Annotated in this window: 17 protein-coding genes; 10 read left to right on the top strand and 7 right to left on the bottom strand. The window is 63.0% G+C overall.

The window, feature by feature from the left end; translation table 11 throughout:
* Positions 1-92: 92 nt before the first annotated feature.
* The gene (locus NGM99_RS00440) at positions 93-461 is read right to left on the bottom strand and encodes a DUF305 domain-containing protein (RefSeq protein ID WP_252815079.1); all 369 of its coding nucleotides are present in this window, start codon (positions 459-461) and stop codon (positions 93-95) included.
* Positions 462-594: 133 nt separating this feature from the next.
* Here NGM99_RS00440 and NGM99_RS00435 point away from each other — a divergent pair, with 133 nt between their 5' ends.
* The 3 genes from NGM99_RS00435 to NGM99_RS00425 all read left to right on the top strand — a co-directional run bounded on the left by NGM99_RS00435 (position 595) and on the right by NGM99_RS00425 (position 4,729).
* Positions 595-3,120 (top strand): heavy metal translocating P-type ATPase, encoded by a 2,526-nt coding sequence (locus tag NGM99_RS00435; protein ID WP_252815078.1) that lies wholly within the window; start codon positions 595-597, stop codon positions 3,118-3,120.
* 3 nt (positions 3,121-3,123) lie between these two features.
* Entirely contained in the window at positions 3,124-3,522 is a 399-nt protein-coding gene (gene cueR / locus NGM99_RS00430; RefSeq protein WP_252815077.1) for a Cu(I)-responsive transcriptional regulator, read from the top strand.
* Positions 3,523-4,240: 718 nt separating this feature from the next.
* On the top strand, positions 4,241-4,729 hold the full coding sequence (locus NGM99_RS00425) for a Ros/MucR family transcriptional regulator (RefSeq protein ID WP_252815076.1): 489 nt from the start codon (positions 4,241-4,243) through the stop codon (positions 4,727-4,729).
* Positions 4,730-4,790: 61 nt separating this feature from the next.
* On the opposite strand, the gene NGM99_RS21680 is transcribed toward NGM99_RS00425, so the two are convergent.
* Entirely contained in the window at positions 4,791-5,087 is a 297-nt protein-coding gene (locus NGM99_RS21680; RefSeq protein ID WP_353937365.1) for a glycosyltransferase, read from the bottom strand.
* A gap of 60 nt (positions 5,088-5,147) precedes the next feature.
* Between NGM99_RS21680 and NGM99_RS21675 the strand changes: the two genes are divergently transcribed.
* Complete coding sequence (locus tag NGM99_RS21675) at positions 5,148-5,408, top strand: hypothetical protein (RefSeq protein WP_353937358.1); 261 nt, start codon at positions 5,148-5,150, stop codon at positions 5,406-5,408.
* Here NGM99_RS21675 and NGM99_RS00415 read toward each other — a convergent pair.
* The 4 genes from NGM99_RS00415 to NGM99_RS00400 form a co-directional block, all read right to left on the bottom strand.
* Positions 5,405-6,994: a DHA2 family efflux MFS transporter permease subunit gene (locus NGM99_RS00415; protein WP_252815793.1), complete on the bottom strand. Its 1,590-nt coding sequence runs from the start codon at positions 6,992-6,994 to the stop codon at positions 5,405-5,407. The two genes, NGM99_RS21675 and NGM99_RS00415, sit on opposite strands and share 4 nt — an antisense overlap.
* A 31-nt stretch (positions 6,995-7,025) precedes the next feature.
* Positions 7,026-8,198: an HlyD family secretion protein gene (locus tag NGM99_RS00410; protein WP_252815074.1), complete on the bottom strand. Its 1,173-nt coding sequence runs from the start codon at positions 8,196-8,198 to the stop codon at positions 7,026-7,028.
* Positions 8,199-8,349: 151 nt separating this feature from the next.
* Positions 8,350-9,537 carry an acyl-CoA dehydrogenase gene (locus NGM99_RS00405; protein ID WP_252815791.1) on the bottom strand — a complete coding sequence of 396 codons (1,188 nt, stop codon included), beginning with the start codon at positions 9,535-9,537 and terminating at the stop codon, positions 8,350-8,352.
* A gap of 147 nt (positions 9,538-9,684) precedes the next feature.
* On the bottom strand, positions 9,685-10,302 hold the full coding sequence (locus tag NGM99_RS00400) for an LbetaH domain-containing protein (RefSeq protein WP_252815073.1): 618 nt from the start codon (positions 10,300-10,302) through the stop codon (positions 9,685-9,687).
* A 149-nt stretch (positions 10,303-10,451) separates the two neighbouring features.
* On the opposite strand from NGM99_RS00400, the gene phnC reads away from it, so the two are divergent.
* The 4 genes from phnC to phnE (NGM99_RS00380) all read left to right on the top strand — a co-directional run bounded on the left by phnC (position 10,452) and on the right by phnE (NGM99_RS00380) (position 14,103).
* The gene (gene phnC, locus NGM99_RS00395) at positions 10,452-11,264 is read left to right on the top strand and encodes a phosphonate ABC transporter ATP-binding protein (protein WP_252815072.1); all 813 of its coding nucleotides are present in this window, start codon (positions 10,452-10,454) and stop codon (positions 11,262-11,264) included.
* 71 nt (positions 11,265-11,335) lie between these two features.
* A complete protein-coding gene (phnD, locus tag NGM99_RS00390) occupies positions 11,336-12,271 on the top strand; it encodes a phosphonate ABC transporter substrate-binding protein (RefSeq protein ID WP_252815071.1) in 936 nt (311 codons plus the stop codon).
* Between the two features lie 81 nt (positions 12,272-12,352).
* Positions 12,353-13,240: a phosphonate ABC transporter, permease protein PhnE gene (gene phnE, locus NGM99_RS00385; protein WP_252815070.1), complete on the top strand. Its 888-nt coding sequence runs from the start codon at positions 12,353-12,355 to the stop codon at positions 13,238-13,240.
* A gap of 2 nt (positions 13,241-13,242) precedes the next feature.
* Entirely contained in the window at positions 13,243-14,103 is an 861-nt protein-coding gene (phnE, locus tag NGM99_RS00380) for a phosphonate ABC transporter, permease protein PhnE (RefSeq protein WP_435371374.1), read from the top strand.
* A gap of 159 nt (positions 14,104-14,262) precedes the next feature.
* Here the strand turns inward: phnE (NGM99_RS00380) and phnF are convergent, their stop codons facing one another.
* Positions 14,263-15,018: a phosphonate metabolism transcriptional regulator PhnF gene (phnF, locus tag NGM99_RS00375; RefSeq protein WP_252815068.1), complete on the bottom strand. Its 756-nt coding sequence runs from the start codon at positions 15,016-15,018 to the stop codon at positions 14,263-14,265.
* Positions 15,019-15,126: 108 nt separating this feature from the next.
* Here phnF and phnG point away from each other — a divergent pair, with 108 nt between their 5' ends.
* Positions 15,127-15,576 (top strand): phosphonate C-P lyase system protein PhnG, encoded by a 450-nt coding sequence (gene phnG / locus NGM99_RS00370; RefSeq protein ID WP_252815067.1) that lies wholly within the window; start codon positions 15,127-15,129, stop codon positions 15,574-15,576.
* Complete coding sequence (gene phnH, locus NGM99_RS00365) at positions 15,576-16,175, top strand: phosphonate C-P lyase system protein PhnH (protein WP_252815066.1); 600 nt, start codon at positions 15,576-15,578, stop codon at positions 16,173-16,175. The genes phnG and phnH overlap by 1 nt, the downstream gene beginning before the upstream one ends.
* Position 16,176 lies beyond the last annotated feature (1 nt).

The raw sequence follows: 16,176 nt of genomic DNA, 5'->3' as shown, positions 1-16,176 counted from the left end.
CCAAGCCGATCCCAGACCCTGAGCCGCCGACGCCACAGCCCTTGCCACCGGATCCCGGTCCGTCCGATCCGCTGCCGACGCGCTGATCCAGCCTATCTGTTCCTGGCGAGCCAGCTTTTGAGCATGCCGATCTCGCGCTCCTGTGCGGCGATGATCTTGTTCGACATCCTGGTGAGTTCCGGATCGTTGTCGCCGCTCGCGAGGTAGCTCTTCGCCATGTCGATCGCCGCCTGATCGTGCGGGATCATCATCTCCGCGAAATCGATGTCGGCCTTGCCGGTCATCGTCATCTTGTTCATCGCCTCGCTCATGCGTGCCATCGCATCCATGTATTCCTTGGACGCGCCTTCCATCGCGGCATGGTTCATGGCGGAATGATCCGCGTTCGAATGGCTCTCCTGCGCGAAAGCGGGCGGGGCCACGAGGAGCAGGACGGAGAGGATCAGGGCACGTGTTTGCACGGGGAACTCCTTTTGCGAAACTTCCATCCTACCGATGCGCCTTCCAGCAGGTGGAAGGTCAAGCGAAACAGATTGCCTTGACCTTCCAGTAACTGGAATCCCTATCTAGGAAGCCCGATATGAGGCTTCTGCCATGACCGAACACTCTTCGCACCGGCATCACCATCACGGCGAGATCTGCTGTTCTGCGCCGAAAGTCGACGCGCCGCCTGCTGTGGTGCGCGATCCTGTCTGCGGCATGACGGTCGACCCCGCGGCCGGCAAGCCGAGCGCGGAGCATGACGGACGGAGCTTCTTCTTTTGCTGCGAAGGGTGCCGCTCGAAGTTCGTCGCCAAGCCGGAAGAGTATCTTTCCGCCAAGGACCCCGTCTGCGGCATGAGCGTGGATCGCGCGAGCGCACGGCATTTCCTGCGCCATGAGGGGCAGAAGTTCTATTTCTGCTCGGCTGGCTGCAAGGCGAAGTTCGAGGTCTCGCCCGACACCTATCTTGCTGGTGCGCCCAAGCCCGCGCCAATGCCGGCCGGCACGCAATATACCTGCCCGATGCATCCCGAAGTGGTGCGCGACAAGCCCGGCGACTGCCCGCTTTGCGGCATGGCGCTGGAGCCCATGGGCGTGCCGACAGACGAGGAAGGGCCCAATCCCGAGCTTGCCGACTTCACCCATCGCTTCTGGCTGAGTGCCGCCCTTTCAGTGCCGCTCCTGCTTCTGACCATGGGGCCGATGGTCGGCTTGCCCTTTCGCGCCTGGCTCGGCGAAAAGACGGCTTTGTGGATCGAGTTCGCGCTGGCGACGCCGGTCGTGCTCTGGGCCGCCCTGCCCTTTTTCCGGCGCGGCTGGCAGTCGATCGGCAATCGCAGCCCGAACATGTGGACGCTGATTGCGCTCGGTGTGGGCGCGGCATGGGGCTTCAGCACGTTCGCCCTGCTTTTCCCCGAGGCACTGCCACACACCGTGCGGGGGCATGAGGGTGGTGTGCCGGTCTATTTCGAGGCCGCGAGTGTGATCGTAGCCTTGGTGTTTCTCGGTCAGGTGCTGGAACTCAGAGCGCGCGAGCAGACCGGCTCGGCCATTCGTGCGCTCCTCGACCTGTCGCCCAAGACAGCGCGACGGATCGGCAAGGACGGCCGCGAGGAGGACGTGCCCTTGGCCGAGATCGTGGCGGGCGAACGCCTGCGTGTTCGCCCTGGCGAAAGCGTGCCGGTGGATGGCCATGTCGTCGAAGGCCGCTCCTCGGTGGATGAGTCGCTGTTGACCGGCGAACCGCTGCCCGTGGAGAAAACCGCAGGCGACGCGGTGACGGGCGGCACGCTCAACAAGCAGGGCACGCTGGTGATCCAAGCGGATCTCGTCGGAGCGGACACGGTGCTCGCTCGCATCGTGGCGCTGGTTGCCACCGCGCAACGCTCGCGCGCGCCGATCCAGGCACTTGCCGACCGCGTGTCGGGATGGTTCGTGCCCACCGTGGTGGGGGTCGCGGCGCTCGCCTTTTTCGGCTGGCTCCTGTTCGGACCTGAGCCTGCGCTGGCGCATGCCATCATCGCCGCGGTCTCCGTGCTGATCATCGCCTGCCCTTGTGCGTTGGGACTGGCGACGCCGATGTCGATCACCACGGCGATGGGGCGTGGTGCGCGCGAAGGCGTATTGGTTCGTGACGCCGAGGCGCTCGAGCGGCTGGCGCAGATCGACACTTTGGTGGTGGACAAGACCGGCACGCTGACCGAGGGCCGCCCTCGCCTGACCGATATCCTGGCGCTCGAAGGCTTCAGCGAAAACGATGTGCTGCGTATGGCCGCGAGCCTGGAAAGAGGTTCGGAGCATCCGCTTGGGGAGGCCATCCTGCGCGGCGCGGAGGAGCGCGGCGTCGAACTGGTGGCGGTGGAAGGCTTTGAAGCGGTGGTCGGACAGGGCGTGCGTGGGATCGTCAGTGGCCGGGCCGTTGCACTCGGCAATCGAGCGCTGATGCAGACAGTCGGCGCCGATCCCTCCGCACTTTCCGCGGAGGCTGATCGGCTTGGCGACCAAGGCCGTACCGCGATGTTCCTGGCAGTCGATGGCCAGCCGGCAGGCATCGTGGCCGTCGCCGACCAGGTGAAGGCGAACGCCGCCGGCACCATCCGCGCGCTGCACGCGAGAGGACTGCGCATCGTTATGGCGACGGGCGACAATGAGCGGACGGCCCATGCGGTCGCCCGCGAACTCGGCATCGACGAGGTTCATGCCGGGATGTCGCCGGAAGCCAAAAAGGAACTCGTCGATGGGCTGGCAGCCAAGGGCCGGCTGGTTGCCGTGGCGGGCGATGGAGTGAACGACGCGCCGGCACTCGCTTCCGCGCATGTCGGCATCGCCATGGGCACAGGTGCGGATGTAGCGCTGGAAAGTGCGGGGCTGACTTTGCTGCAGGGCGACATCGGCGGAATCCTGCGCGCGCGCAGCCTGGCGGAGGCCACGCTGCGCAACATCCGGCAGAACCTGTTCTTTGCCTTCGCCTACAACAGTCTCGGTGTGCCGATCGCAGCCGGGGTGCTTTACCCGATTGTCGGCGTTCTTCTGTCGCCGATGCTCGCAGCCGCTGCGATGAGCCTGTCTTCCGTTTCGGTGATCGGCAACGCCTTGCGGCTGCGCGGTTTGAGGCTCGGAGATGAAAGGAAGGCTTGAACCATGAATATCGGACACGCTGCCGAGCGCTCCGGCCTGCCCGCCAAGACGATCCGCTACTATGAGGATATCGGCTTGATTGTTCCGGAGCGTAGCGACAACGGTTATCGCGATTACTCGAACGAGGACGTGCACCGGCTGAGATTTCTTCAGCGCTCACGCTCGCTCGGCTTTTCGGTCGGAGAATGCCGGCAACTCCTGTCGCTCTACGACGACAAGGCGCGAGAATCGTCCGAAGTGAAGGCCTTGGCAACCGCGAAGCTCGGCGAAATCGATCGAAAGGTCGCCGAACTTCTCAGCCTTCGCGAAATGCTGGGGCGCTTCGTCGATCTTTGCCATGGAGACGATCGACCGGAATGCCCGATCATCGAGGGACTATCTCGCGACGTCCCGCTGCAATGATGAGTTGTATCACCATCATTCAAGATTTGCGCTAAATTTTAGCGAGATGGCGCACTTTCGACGGCAAGCAGAAATGGGAGGCGAAACCTTCCAGAAACCCTCCAATGCTCGGAAGTTTCACTCACCGGTCTCGCCTAACTTACAAACAGTTCCCTGAAAGCATTTCCGACCATTGTTCTTTGTGACTGGTTATTTTCTGAGCAAAATCCCAGTTCATGAACGGTTCGGCCACCTATGCGCTTAGCAAATTGCGGCCACCAGCTCCGGCATCTTTCTACGGCTTACAGCCATCTACACGAAGCCACATGACAAGATCCTTGAAATCGGTTTCATAAACTTGGAGCCTTTTCGAAATGCTGCCGTTGGCGAAGCAAATAAGAGTGTACCGATTTGCGACACTCAATTTGCGCATTCCACTCTAGCCACCTCCCAAGTCAAAGGTTCTCGCAATTTTGACTTGCACTTTTTGCTGTCTGAAGCACATTCCCTCGCTAGGGACGATACCAAGAGCACCCATCCGTTTCTTAGACCAACAAATTTGTTGCTCATTTCTTCGCACGACACTTGAGATCAGGGATTATTCGTGAAAGAAGTCGATCCGCCGTTCGGTGGGGAAGATTGCTTTCAGCAAGACTTGGGGGCGGAAGGTGTTCTTCGTATTCAGACCTGACAGAAGCTCGGATCGATGGACCTCAATTGACTCTCGAAGGCTTATTCAATGTCCGATAATGACCAAAACCATCTGGAACTGACGACCGATATCGTGAGCGCCTATGTCGGCAACAATCCGGTGCCGATGGCGGAATTGCCCAATCTCATCGCCAATGTGAGCGCGGCGCTGCAGGCATTGGCTTCGCCACAGCCTGAGCCGAAGGAAGAACTGGTGCCTGCGGTGAATCCGAAGCGCTCGGTATTCCCCGACTATATCGTCAGCCTCGAGAACGGGCAGAAGTTCAAATCGCTGAAGCGCCACCTCATGACCAGTTATGGCATGACGCCGGAACAGTATCGCGAGAAGTGGAATCTTCCGCGCGATTATCCGATGGTGGCGCCGAACTATGCGTCCGCCCGTTCGGAGCTCGCCAAGAAGCTCGGCCTGGGCCGCAAGGCCGCTGAGGGTGATGCCGGCGTGGAAGACAGTGCACCTGTCGAGGCCGAGGTCCAGCCCGCCCGTCGTGGCCGCAAGAAGGCAGCGACGGCAGAATAATCGTCCAACGCCTCCTACGACGTTCTTGGGCTCGGAGACTTTCCGGGCCCATTTTCTTTCACTAGCGTGCCCACCATGGACGCCTTGCAGGCGACGGCCTCCGTCGCGGTTGGTGGCGGGCAACCGCGTCCGCCACAACCTCCAGCATATTCAGGGCAAGTCGCTTGCGTTCATAGCCGAGGGACGCGCGACCGGCATTCGCGCGCATTTCTGCCCGGCGCTGCGGGTCGGCTGCGAGTTCTTTGATGGCCGCCGCCATCGCCCGGGCATTTTGCGGCTCGATGACGCTTCCGATCTCATGACGCTCCACGATCTCCGCGGCCTCGCCTTCCAGCCCGAGCACGACCGGCACCCCCATGGCCATGGCTTCGAAAAGCTTGGATGGGATGACTTCGCGAAATGTGGGATCGCGCTTGAGATGGATGATGGCGAGGTCGAGACCCTGATGGTCGTTTCGGCGCGAAGCGTGTCACGCCGCGTCGCACGCAACGCCCTTCAACGTTTGCGTATCGCGGGCGGCACCATTCTGGGCGCAGCCTTGTCGAAGGTGGACCTGGATGGTTTCGACTATCGCCAGGCCTACGGCACGTCCGGTCGCGGCTATTACGCTTATGGTCAGAGCAGTCTATCGCATGACCTGGAGAGCTTTCAGGCTCATGGGCGTGGCGCGAACCTCTAATGGGCGCCGCCCCCACCACCGCCGCCTTTGTGCATATCGACATTACGCAGGATGAGCGCGAGCGGGACGGCCGCAGCCGAGACCATGGCAAGAACGAAGAAGACGTCGATATAGGCGAGATAGGATGACTGAACGGCCACCTGCCGGCCGATCAGCGCCATCGCACGCGACTGTGCCTCGGCAGCGCCCACGCCACGGTCGATGAAGTAGCGCGTCGCTTGCGCGACCGCGTTCACATAAGACGGTTCGGATGGCACCACATGCTCCACGAGCCGGCTTTGGTGCCATTGCTCGCGATGCGCCAGCGTGTTGGACGCGATCGCCACGCCGATCGAACCGCCGACATTGCGCGAGGCATTGAGGAGCGCCGAAGCCTGGTCGGTCTGATCGCGCCGCAAGCCGTCATAGGAGGCCGAGGTGATCGGAATGAAGATCAGCGGCAGGCCGAGGCCGATATAGATACGCGCCCAGGCGAAGAACCCGAAATTGAGGTCGGCATAGACCCGCGTCAGATTATACATCGAAATCGCGATGATCCCCGCGCCGATGGCGATCAGATATTTGGGCTGGACCAGAGAATTCAGCCGCCCGACACCGAACATCATCATCATGGTGACGATGCCGCCGGGCGATAGCGCCAAGCCGGCCCAGGTGGCGGTGTAGCTGTAATTCTCCTGCAGGATCTGCGGAATATATTGCGTGCTCGCGATCAGGATCGCGCCGGTCGCGCCCATCACCAACATGCATGAGCCGAACTGCCGGCTGACGATCAAGGTGCCGTCGATCACCGGATGATCCTTTGTCATGAACCATGGAATTGCGATCAAAAGCGAGCCGACGCAGACGGCGGTGGAAACGATGATGAAGGTGGAATCGAACCAGTCCTCGACCTGACCACGGTCGAGAACGAGTTCCAGCGCGCCGAGGAATGTGGCGACGAGGATGAAGCCCACGAGGTCGAAGCGGATGCCCTTTTTTCGCATCTCGGCACGCTCCTTCTGAGCGCTTTCCGGGTCTTCCACGGTCGCTCGCACGAGGAAATAGGCGATCACGCCGACAGGGCCGTTGATCAGGAAGCACCAGTGCCAGGACAGGTTGTCGGACAGCCAGCCGCCGAGCGTGGGACCGACGACGGGTGCCACCACCACCGCCACGCCGAAAAGCGCGAAAGCCTGACCGCGCTTGGCGGGTGGAAACGAGTCGGTCAGGATCGACTGCGACACGGGCACCATGCCGCCGCCCGCGAATCCCTGGATCACGCGGAAAAGCAGCAGGGATTCGAGGTTCCAGGCAAAGCCGCAAAGCACCGAAGACAGCGTGAAGACGGCCAGGCAGCCGAGATAGAAACGCTTGCGGCCGAAGCGCTTGGCGACGAAGCTGGAGGCAACCAGCACAATGGCGTTGGAAACGAGATAAGTCGTGACGACCCAAGAAGCCTCATCCGCACTCACCGCGAGGCCGCCCGAGATATAGCGCAGCGCGACATTGGCGATGGTGGTGTCGAGCACTTCCATGAAGGTCGCGAGCGAAACCACCATCGCGACGATCCATGGGTTCTTCGCACCGGCAGAAGCCCGCGCGCCCATTCCTCCTGCTGCCGCGCTCACGATGGGAGCCTCAGTCGCGCGGGCGAACGGTAACGGTCGGGATCACCGACATGCCCGGTCCGATCGACACGTCTTCCGGCCAGCGATCGACCACGATCTTCACCGGCACGCGCTGGGTCACCTTCACATAATTACCGGTCGCGTTCTCGGCTGGAAGCAGCGAGAAGGCCGTGCCGGAACCGGGCTGGACGGAGTCCACCTTGCCCTTCAGTTCATGATCCGGGTAGGCATCGATCACCACATCCACCGCCTGTCCGGGGCGCATGTCGGTGATCTGCGTTTCCTTGAAGTTCGCGGTGACCCAGATTTCGTCGGGTACGAACATCGCAACGCTTTGGCCCGCATCCACGAACTGGCCCTTGGCACCCGTCAAACGCACCACGCGGCCGGGCTGAGCCGCGGTGATGGTCGTATAGGCGATGTTCTGCTCGGCCACCTTCTGCGCGGCTTCCGCCTGACGCTGGGTTGCGACCGCGTTGGCCTTCTGTGCCTGGGCCACATCCACATTGCGCAAGGCCGAGTTGATCGCCGCTTGCGCCTGTGAGGCGCCCGCCTGTGCCTGCTGGCGGTTCGATGTCGCCTGCTGGGAAGCCTGCACGGTGCCCGTGCCACTTTTCTGCAGCGCCTGGAGGCGGGCAGCTTCATCGCTGGCATATTGAAGCGCGGCATTGGCGGATTCGAGCTCCGCCCGCCGCTGCTCGACGGTGGTCTTGGCAGCCGAAATCTGCGCCTCGGCACTTTGCACGGAAGCCTGCGCGCCTTCGAGCGTGGCCCTGGCCTGCGCGAGCGAGGCTTCGTAATCGACCGGGTCGATACGCAGGATCACATCGCCGACGGACACATGCTGGTTGTCTTCGACCAGAACCTCCGACACGAAGCCGGAGACCTTGGTGGCGACCGAGAACGAGCGTGCATCCACGAAGGCGTCGTCGGTGCTCTCATATGGATGGAAGAAGACGAGCCAGATGAAATAGCCGGCGACGGCGAGCGCTGCGAGCACGATCAGTCCGAGCAGTACCCGGCCGGGATGGCGCTTGATGAAGGAAGGACGCTTCGGCTCGGGCTTCGGCGGGGAATCGGATTTGGATTGCTGGGGGCTTTGCCCATCCAACGCTTTGAGGTTCGCTTCGTCTGCCGTCTCGTCAGCTCTGCCCTGATGGGTGGAAGTGTCTTGATTGTCCAACGCCGCACCGAAACCTGAAATCGCTGCAGCCCGCGAATGCCATCAGGGCATGGGGGGCGCGACGCTTTTAACTGGCGCGCTCGGAGCAATTGTGAAGTGGCGCCCCTGCCAAACCACTTTCGAGGCTGTTCGGCAGGGGTGGGACAAACGCTCAGTTGGCGAAGGCCTGGATGCCGGTGATGGCGCGGCCGAGAATGAGCGCGTGGATGTCGTGTGTGCCCTCATAGGTGTTGACCACTTCGAGGTTCACCAGATGGCGCGCGACGGGGAACTCGTCGGAAATACCGTTTCCGCCCAGCATGTCGCGCGCATTGCGCGCGATCTCCAGCGCCTTGCCGCAAGAATTGCGCTTGAGGATCGAGGTCAGCTCCACCGGCGGGTGGCCCTCGTCCTTCATGCGCCCGAGCCGCAGGCATCCCTGAAGGCCAAGCGCGATCTCGGTCGCCATGTCGGCGAGCTTCTTCTGGATCAACTGGTTGGCCGCAAGCGGCCGGCCGAATTGCTTGCGGTCGAGCACATATTGGCGGGCCGTCTCGTAGCACGACTGCGCAGCACCCAGCGCGCCCCAGGCGATACCGAAACGTGCCGAGTTGAGGCAGGTGAACGGGCCTTTGAGCCCGGTTACGCCCGGCAGCATGTTTTCTTCCGGCACGAACACGTCGTCCATCACCACCTGTCCGGTGACGGAGGCGCGCAGGCCCACTTTGCCATGGATGGCCGGCGCGGACAGGCCTTTCCAGCCCTTCTCAAGAATGAAGCCCCGGATCAGCCCGTCTTCGGTCTTGCCCCAGACCACGAAGATGTCGGCGATCGGCGAATTGGAGATCCAGGTCTTCGAGCCCGACAGAAGATAGCCGCCATCGACCTTCCTCGCCCGCGTCGCCATGGAACCGGGGTCGGAGCCATGGTCGGGCTCGGTCAGGCCGAAGCAGCCGATCTTCTCGCCCTTGATGAGCGGCGGAAGATATTTCTGCTTCTGCTCCTCCGAGCCGAAGGCGTCGATAGGCACGATCACCAGCGAGGACTGCACGCTCATCATCGAGCGGTATCCCGAATCGATCCGCTCCACCTCATGCGCGATCAGGCCGTAGGACACATGATTCAGCCCCGCCCCGCCATATTCCTCACCGATCGTCGGGCCCAGCAGGCCGAGAGATCCCATCTCGGCGAAGATCGACGGATCGACGCGCTCATGGCGAAACGCCTCCTGCACGCGCGGCAGGAGCTTGTCCTCGGCATATGCACGCGCGGTCTCGCGCACCATGCGCTCTTCTTCCGTGAGCTGGTTCTCCAGACCAAACGGGTCGCGCCAGTCGAAGGTCGCGCGCGGGCTGCGCATGTCCATGGTCGAATTCCTGTTCAGGCAGTCTGTGTCGTGGCATATGGCGACAGCAGCATCTGCGTTTCGAATGCCCCTTTTAAATTCGAACACCGCCGATTTCACGCGTGAAATTCGTTGTGTCACTCAACCGAGCGCTGTGGGTTATCACGCGTATTTAGAAACGAAGTCCTCCGCGCCGAGTGTACGTAAGTCGGGCAACGCTTCGCGCAATGCCTCATGCGACCAATTCCACCACCCCAAGGCCTCAAGGTCCGCTGTGATTCGCTCACTGAACCTCGGCCTGATCGACCGTGCCGGATTGCCGCCGACAATGGTGTAGGGCGCAACGTCCTTGGTGACGATGGCCCCGGCCGCGATCACGGCACCGTTGCCGATCCTGCGTCCCGGCAGAACCACCGCCCCATGACCAATCCAGACATCGTGACCAATCTCGACGGGCTTCGACCGACGCCAGTCGAAGAAGCCTTCCTCATCCGTCTCGCCCTCGAAATAGGCCGAGGCCTGATAGGTGAAATGGCTCTGCGTGGCTCGCCCCATCGGGTGATTGCCCGGATTGATCCGCACATGGGACGCGATCGATGTGAAGCGGCCGATTGACGAGTAGATGATCTCGCAGTCCTGCACGACATAGGAATAATCGCCGAGCGCGGACTCGGTGAAAAGCGTGCGGGCGCCGATCTCCGTATAGGCTCCAAGCTCCGAGCGGGTCACGCGAGCGGAAGCGTCGATCACGGGCTCCAGCCCCAGTTTCTTAGCCGCCATGCGAGCCGCCCCTCTTCCCTTAAAACGGGGCCCGTTCTCACAAACGCATGTCGCTCTCGTGACAAGCTCGAACCCGGCTAACGTCACGAAACTGTTGCACGACCGGCCTACCCAAAAGACCCATCGACTGGAAGCCAAGGGGTTCGGGCATGCTGGTTCTCGATGGTGTCACGCGCCGCTTCGGCTCAAAACTGGCCGTTGATCAGGTCTCGCTGGAAATCCCGGCGGGTTCGTTCGTCGGCGTGATCGGCCGGTCTGGTGCGGGGAAATCCACGCTTCTGCGCATGGTCAATCGTCTGGCCGACACCACCAGCGGCACGATCCGCTACGACAACCGCGACATCGGCGCGCTGAGAGGCAAAGCCCTTCGCGAATGGCGCGCCGAATGCGCGATGATCTTTCAGCAGTTCAACCTGGTCGGGCGCCTCGACGTGCTCACCAATGTGTTGATGGGCCGCCTTGCCAAGACCTCGATCACATCTTCCGTGCTGCGCCTTTGGGCCGACGAGGACAAGGCGATGGCGCTTTCCGTGATGGAGCAGTTCGACATCGCCCAGTTCGCAGCCCAGCGCGCGGAACAGCTTTCAGGCGGCCAGCAACAGCGCGTGGCAATCGCCCGCGCGCTCGTTCAGGAGCCTTCGATCATCCTGGCCGACGAGCCGATCGCCTCGCTCGATCCGCGCAACACGCGGGTCGTGATGGACGCGCTTGCCCGCATCAACAAGCAGTACGGCATCACCGTGCTGTGCAACCTCCACTCACTCGACATCGCCAAGAGCTATTGCTCGCGCCTCGTCGGCATGTCGGCCGGCCGCGTGGTGTTCGACGGCGCCCCCGAAACGCTCAGCGATTTCGCCGCGCGCGAACTTTACGGCATCGAGGCCCATGAAGTGGTCGGCCCGGCTGCCAACCAGATCGATTTTGCCGCGCGGGCCGCTCGTCCCGCTGCGGTCGTTGCCTGACCCGGCAACCGCTTCCACGAGCAAACGCCTCAACAACAAGACCTCAGATCGTCTGAAACCAGGAGCTTCACATGTTCTCCCGCAGGACCGTGCTATCTTTCGCAGCTGCCGCTGCCGCAACCTTCGCCACTTCGGGTGCCTTCGCCCAGGATTGGAAATCGCAGTTTCCCGAGCTCGTGCTCGGCGTGATCCCGGCGGAAAACGCCTCGACCACCACCGACCGCTACACCCCGCTCGCCGATTACCTTTCCAAGGAACTCGGCACCAAGGTCACCTTGCGCGTCGCCAATGATTACGCCGCGGTGATCGAGGGCCAGCGCGCCGGCAACATCCACATCGCCTTCTACGGCCCGGCCTCCTATGCCCGTGCCGTGATGACCGGCGTCAAGACCGAGCCGCTCGCGCTCGCCCGCCACGAGAACGGCGTGACCGGCTATTACTCGGTGATCTATACCTTGGCTTCGAGCCCGTACACGAAGATCGAGGATCTCAAGGGCAAGAAGCTCGCGCTGGTCGATCCGAACTCGACGTCCGGCAACAACGCGCCGCGCTTCTTCCTCAACAAGGCTGGCTATGACGTGGACACGTTCTTCGGCCAGAGCGTTTATGCCGGCTCGCACGACAACGCGGTTCTCGCTCTTGCGCAGGGCACCGTCGATGCAGCCGCCAATTCCTGGAACACTGAAAACGATTCCAACCTCACCCGCATGATCACCAAGGGCGTGCTCAAGGACGCCGACGGCAACCCGATGAAGAAGGAAGACTTCCGCGTCGTGTTCAAGTCGGACCTCCTTCCCGAAGGCCCCTATGCCGCGCTCGAAAGCCTTCCCGCCGAACTGCGCGCGCAGATCAAGCAGGCCTTCCTCGACATGAACAAGAAGGACAAGGCGGCCTTCGACGGCCTCTCCGACGGCAAGGACCAGGAATTCGCGCCAACCAAGGCCGAAGATTTCCAGGGCATCATCGACATGATCAAGTTCAACGACGACCTGCGCAAGCGCTCGTAATCGTTGCTTCCGTCAAGCGGCCGGCTTCCCCACGAGCCGGCCGCGTTTCCTTTCGATCTCGGTTTCCCGAAAGCTCCGCCCTTGGCCCGCGCCATCTCCATCCTGCCCGAGCATCAGCTCGCCGGCCTCACGCAACGCTACAAAAACGAGATCGGCCGCCGGCGCCTCGTGACGCTGGGCTGCCTCGCCGTTTTGCTCGTGCTGGTGGTTCTGAGCGCATCCTTCGCCGAAGTGCGGCCGGCGACCTTCTTCAGCAATCTCGGCAACTTCACCTCCTATGTCGGGCGCACCGTGCCTGACCTGCATTGGGCGACGCTGGGTGCGGACATCCGGGCCTGGTACTGGAATTTGGATGGCTGGGCGAAGCTGCTCGGCGAGACGATCCTCATCGCCTATCTCGGCACGCTGATGGGCGGCATCGCCGCTTTCGCCCTCTGTTTCCTCGCCAGCGCCAATCTCGTTTCCAGCCCTTCCTTACGCTTCGGTGCGCGGCGGCTGCTGGAATTCTGCCGCACGGTGCCCGAGATCGTCTTCGCCCTGTTCTTCGTGATCGCCTTCGGCCTGGGGCCCATGGCGGGCGTTCTGGCGCTGGCCATCCACACGGCCGGCGCGCTCGGCAAGCTCTTCGCCGAGGTGGTCGAGAATGCCGACATGAAGCCCTTCGAGGGCGTGCTTTCGGGCGGTGCGAGCTGGGTGCAGGCGGTGCGCTTTGCGATCGTCCCCCAGATCCTGCCCGGCTTCGCCTCCTATTCGCTGCTGCGCTTCGAGATCAATGTGCGCGGCGCGGGCGTCATGGGCTTCGTGGGGGCGGGCGGCATCGGCCAGGAATTCCTCGTCGCCATCCGCAACTTCTACTACACCGATGTGAGCGCGATCCTTCTGATGATCATCGCGACCGTGGTCGTGATCGACCTCGTGACCGAAAAGATCCGTCATCGCCTGATCGGCTTCGAGGCACCCACCCGATGAGCATCGCCGACACCACGCTTCGTGAGCGAGCGCTCGGCGACATGGCCGGGTTGAAGAGCCGCCATCCGGAACTCTTCACAACCTCGACGGTGCAGCGGTTCAAGTTTGGGGCACTCATCGCCGCTTTCGTCGCCTTCACCGGCTTTGCCTTCGTCGCGCTCGACTTCTCGCTCGCGCGCATCTTCGGCGGGCTGCATCGCCTGGGCGAGTTCGCCATCCTGATGCTGCCGCCCAACCCGGAAGGCCGCTTCACGGCCTTTTTCGATGCGCTCGTGGAAACCGTCGCCATCGCCTTTCTGGGTACCTTGGTCGCCGCGATCCTCGCTTTTCCGGTGGCGTTTCTCGCTGCCAAGAACGTCATTCCGAACATCTTCGTTCGCTTCCCCGTGCGGCGCGGGCTCGATGTGGTGCGCTCGGTCGACACCCTCATCTGGGCGCTGATGTGGATCAATGTGGTGGGTTTGGGACCGTTCGCCGGCGTCCTCGCCATCGCCTGCTCGGATTTCGGCGGCTTGGGAAAACTCTTCTCGGAAGCCATCGAGGCGACCGACCGGCGCGGGGCGGAGGGCGTTCAGGCTTCCGGCGGCAGCCGCCTGCATCAGGTGCGCTTCGGCCTTCTGCCCCAGGTGTTGCCCGTGATGGCGAGCCAGGTGCTCTATTTCTTCGAATCCAACACGCGCTCGGCCACCATTATCGGTATCGTGGGTGCCGGCGGTGTCGGCATCTACCTCACCGAACTGATCCGCGTGCTCGAACTCAAGCAGGTCGCCTTCCTGATCCTGATGATCCTGGTGACGGTCGCCATCATCGACTGGATCTCGACACGCCTGCGCCTGGCACTGATAGGGCGCGAGGCGCGCTAGGACCGATCAACATTTGGCATCGGGAGGCGGCTGGCGAGGGATTTTTCGAACCTGCAAGGAAAAGTGTGCCGCTCCTATCGAGATAGGGGCAAGCGTTTTGATGCAGCAGGGGCGGAAAAGAACCGCCAGACGACCCCGCAGGCTGGGTGTTGGTCGGTCCTACAGGCCCGAGCCCACGACCAGCTCGATCCGGCTCGCCGCAAACAGCGCTTCGGTGAACTGGATCGGCACGCCGGCATCGTCGACATTGAGACCGGTCGCCATCAGCACGATCCGCTCGGCTTCGAGCTGAAGCGTGGCGGCTTCGGCGCCGGTTGCGAGGCGTGCCGAAATTCGTGTTTCGCGACGGGAATAGTCCTGAACACCACAGGCCTTCAGTGCGGGCGTCACCGCGCCCTGCGCACGCAGCGCCTCCGGAAAGCCGGCGAAGCGGGGCAAGGGCAGGAAACTCGTGCCAAGCGAGACGGGCATGCCGTCGCTCAGGCGCTTGAGCTTGACCTGAAGGACGGGAGCGCCTTCCTCGATCTCCAACGCCTCGGCCACCACGCGGCTGGCCGCCACCGTTTCCGCACCGATCAGCTCGGCGCCCGCCACATGCCCTTCCGCCGTCATGATGGCCGAAAAACGGGTGGAGGGGCCGATCGGATAGGGGATGCGCGCGCTGCCGACGAAGGTGCCGCTGCCGCGCGTCGATTCCACCGCACCATCCGCCGCGAGTGCGGCCAGCGCGCGGCGCACCGTGTGGCGGTTCACGCCGAAACGCTGCGCGAGCGTGGCTTCGGTCGGCAGCTTGTCGCCTTGCGCCATGTTGCCCGCCGCGATTTCCGCTTCGATGGCGTCCGCAATGCGCCGCCAGACGGCGATGCCCCCGCCCCGCTCGAAGCTTTCCGCCGTGGTCTCCGTCGCCCCTGTCATCAGCGTGTCACGCTCTGCCTTCAGTGTAGTTGTCGAGATAACTAGACAAATCATTCAGTTCAGGTCAATAAGACCACGAACGGCGAGTGGATGCATCCGATGGACGGAATGGAAGCAGAAACGGTCAAGGCACGGCAGGCGGCGATGCGCATATGCGCGAATGCCCCGCGTGGGGAACTCGAAGCGCTGGTTTCCGATCTGGTGAGTGACGAGACGGTTTCCGACCTGCGCCCCACCGAGAAAGGTCTCGTGATGCTGCGCGGCCGGATCGGGGGCGAAGGCGCGCCCTTCAATGTCGGCGAGGCGAGCGTTTCGCGCGCTGCCGTCTCCTTGAGCGACGGGACGGCCGGCTTTGCCTACCATCTCGGCCGCGACGGGCAGAAGGCGCGCGCTGCCGCCATTCTCGATGCGCTTTGGCAGCGCCCCACAACGCGTTCGCAGGTCGAGAAAGGTCTCGCGCCCATCGCCGAACGCCTCGCCGCCAAGGCGAAGCGCGAAGCGGAGCATACCGCCGCGACCCGCGTCGAGTTCTTCACCATGACGCGCGGAGACAATTGATGAGCACTGCACTCGCCTCCGGTTTTCGCGATGCCGCGCACGACGCGCAGAAGGTGTTTCGCGTGCTGATGGATGCACTGGCGCGCCCGACCACGGTGCAGCCGCTGGCACTTGACCTCATCCCTCCGGCACCGCTGACGCCTGAACTCGCGAGCATCGCGCTGGCGCTTGCCGATCAGGACGCCCCGCTTTGGCTCGATGAAACGCTCGGCTCCGAGCCCGCCGTCGCTCAATGGCTGGGCTTCCACACCGGTGCGCCGGTCGTCAGCGATCCGGCGGAAGCAGCTTTCGCGCTCGTTCGCGATCCCCGCGCGCTGCCGCCGCTCGACGCATTCGCGCTGGGCACGGAAGAATTTCCCGACCGCTCCACGACGGTCGTGCTCGCGGTCGAGAGCTTGGAAGGTGGCACGGCCTTGCGCGTCGAAGGCCCTGGCCTGCCACGGCCCGGAACACTTTCACCGACACCTCTGCCGGACGAGTTCATCGATACCCTGCGCGACAACCGCACGCTCTTTCCGCGCGGGGTCGACTTCATCTTCGCCGCACCCGGCGCGCTCGCAGCCCTGCCGCGCTCGTCGCGCCTGACTGAGGAGGCCTGAG

This window comes from Mesorhizobium liriopis (assembly GCF_024053505.1).
Taxonomy (GTDB): Bacteria; Pseudomonadota; Alphaproteobacteria; order Rhizobiales; family Rhizobiaceae; genus Mesorhizobium_B; species Mesorhizobium_B liriopis.
Note: the sequence above shows the minus strand (reverse complement) of the source record. Positions and strands in the feature narration are given on the sequence as shown.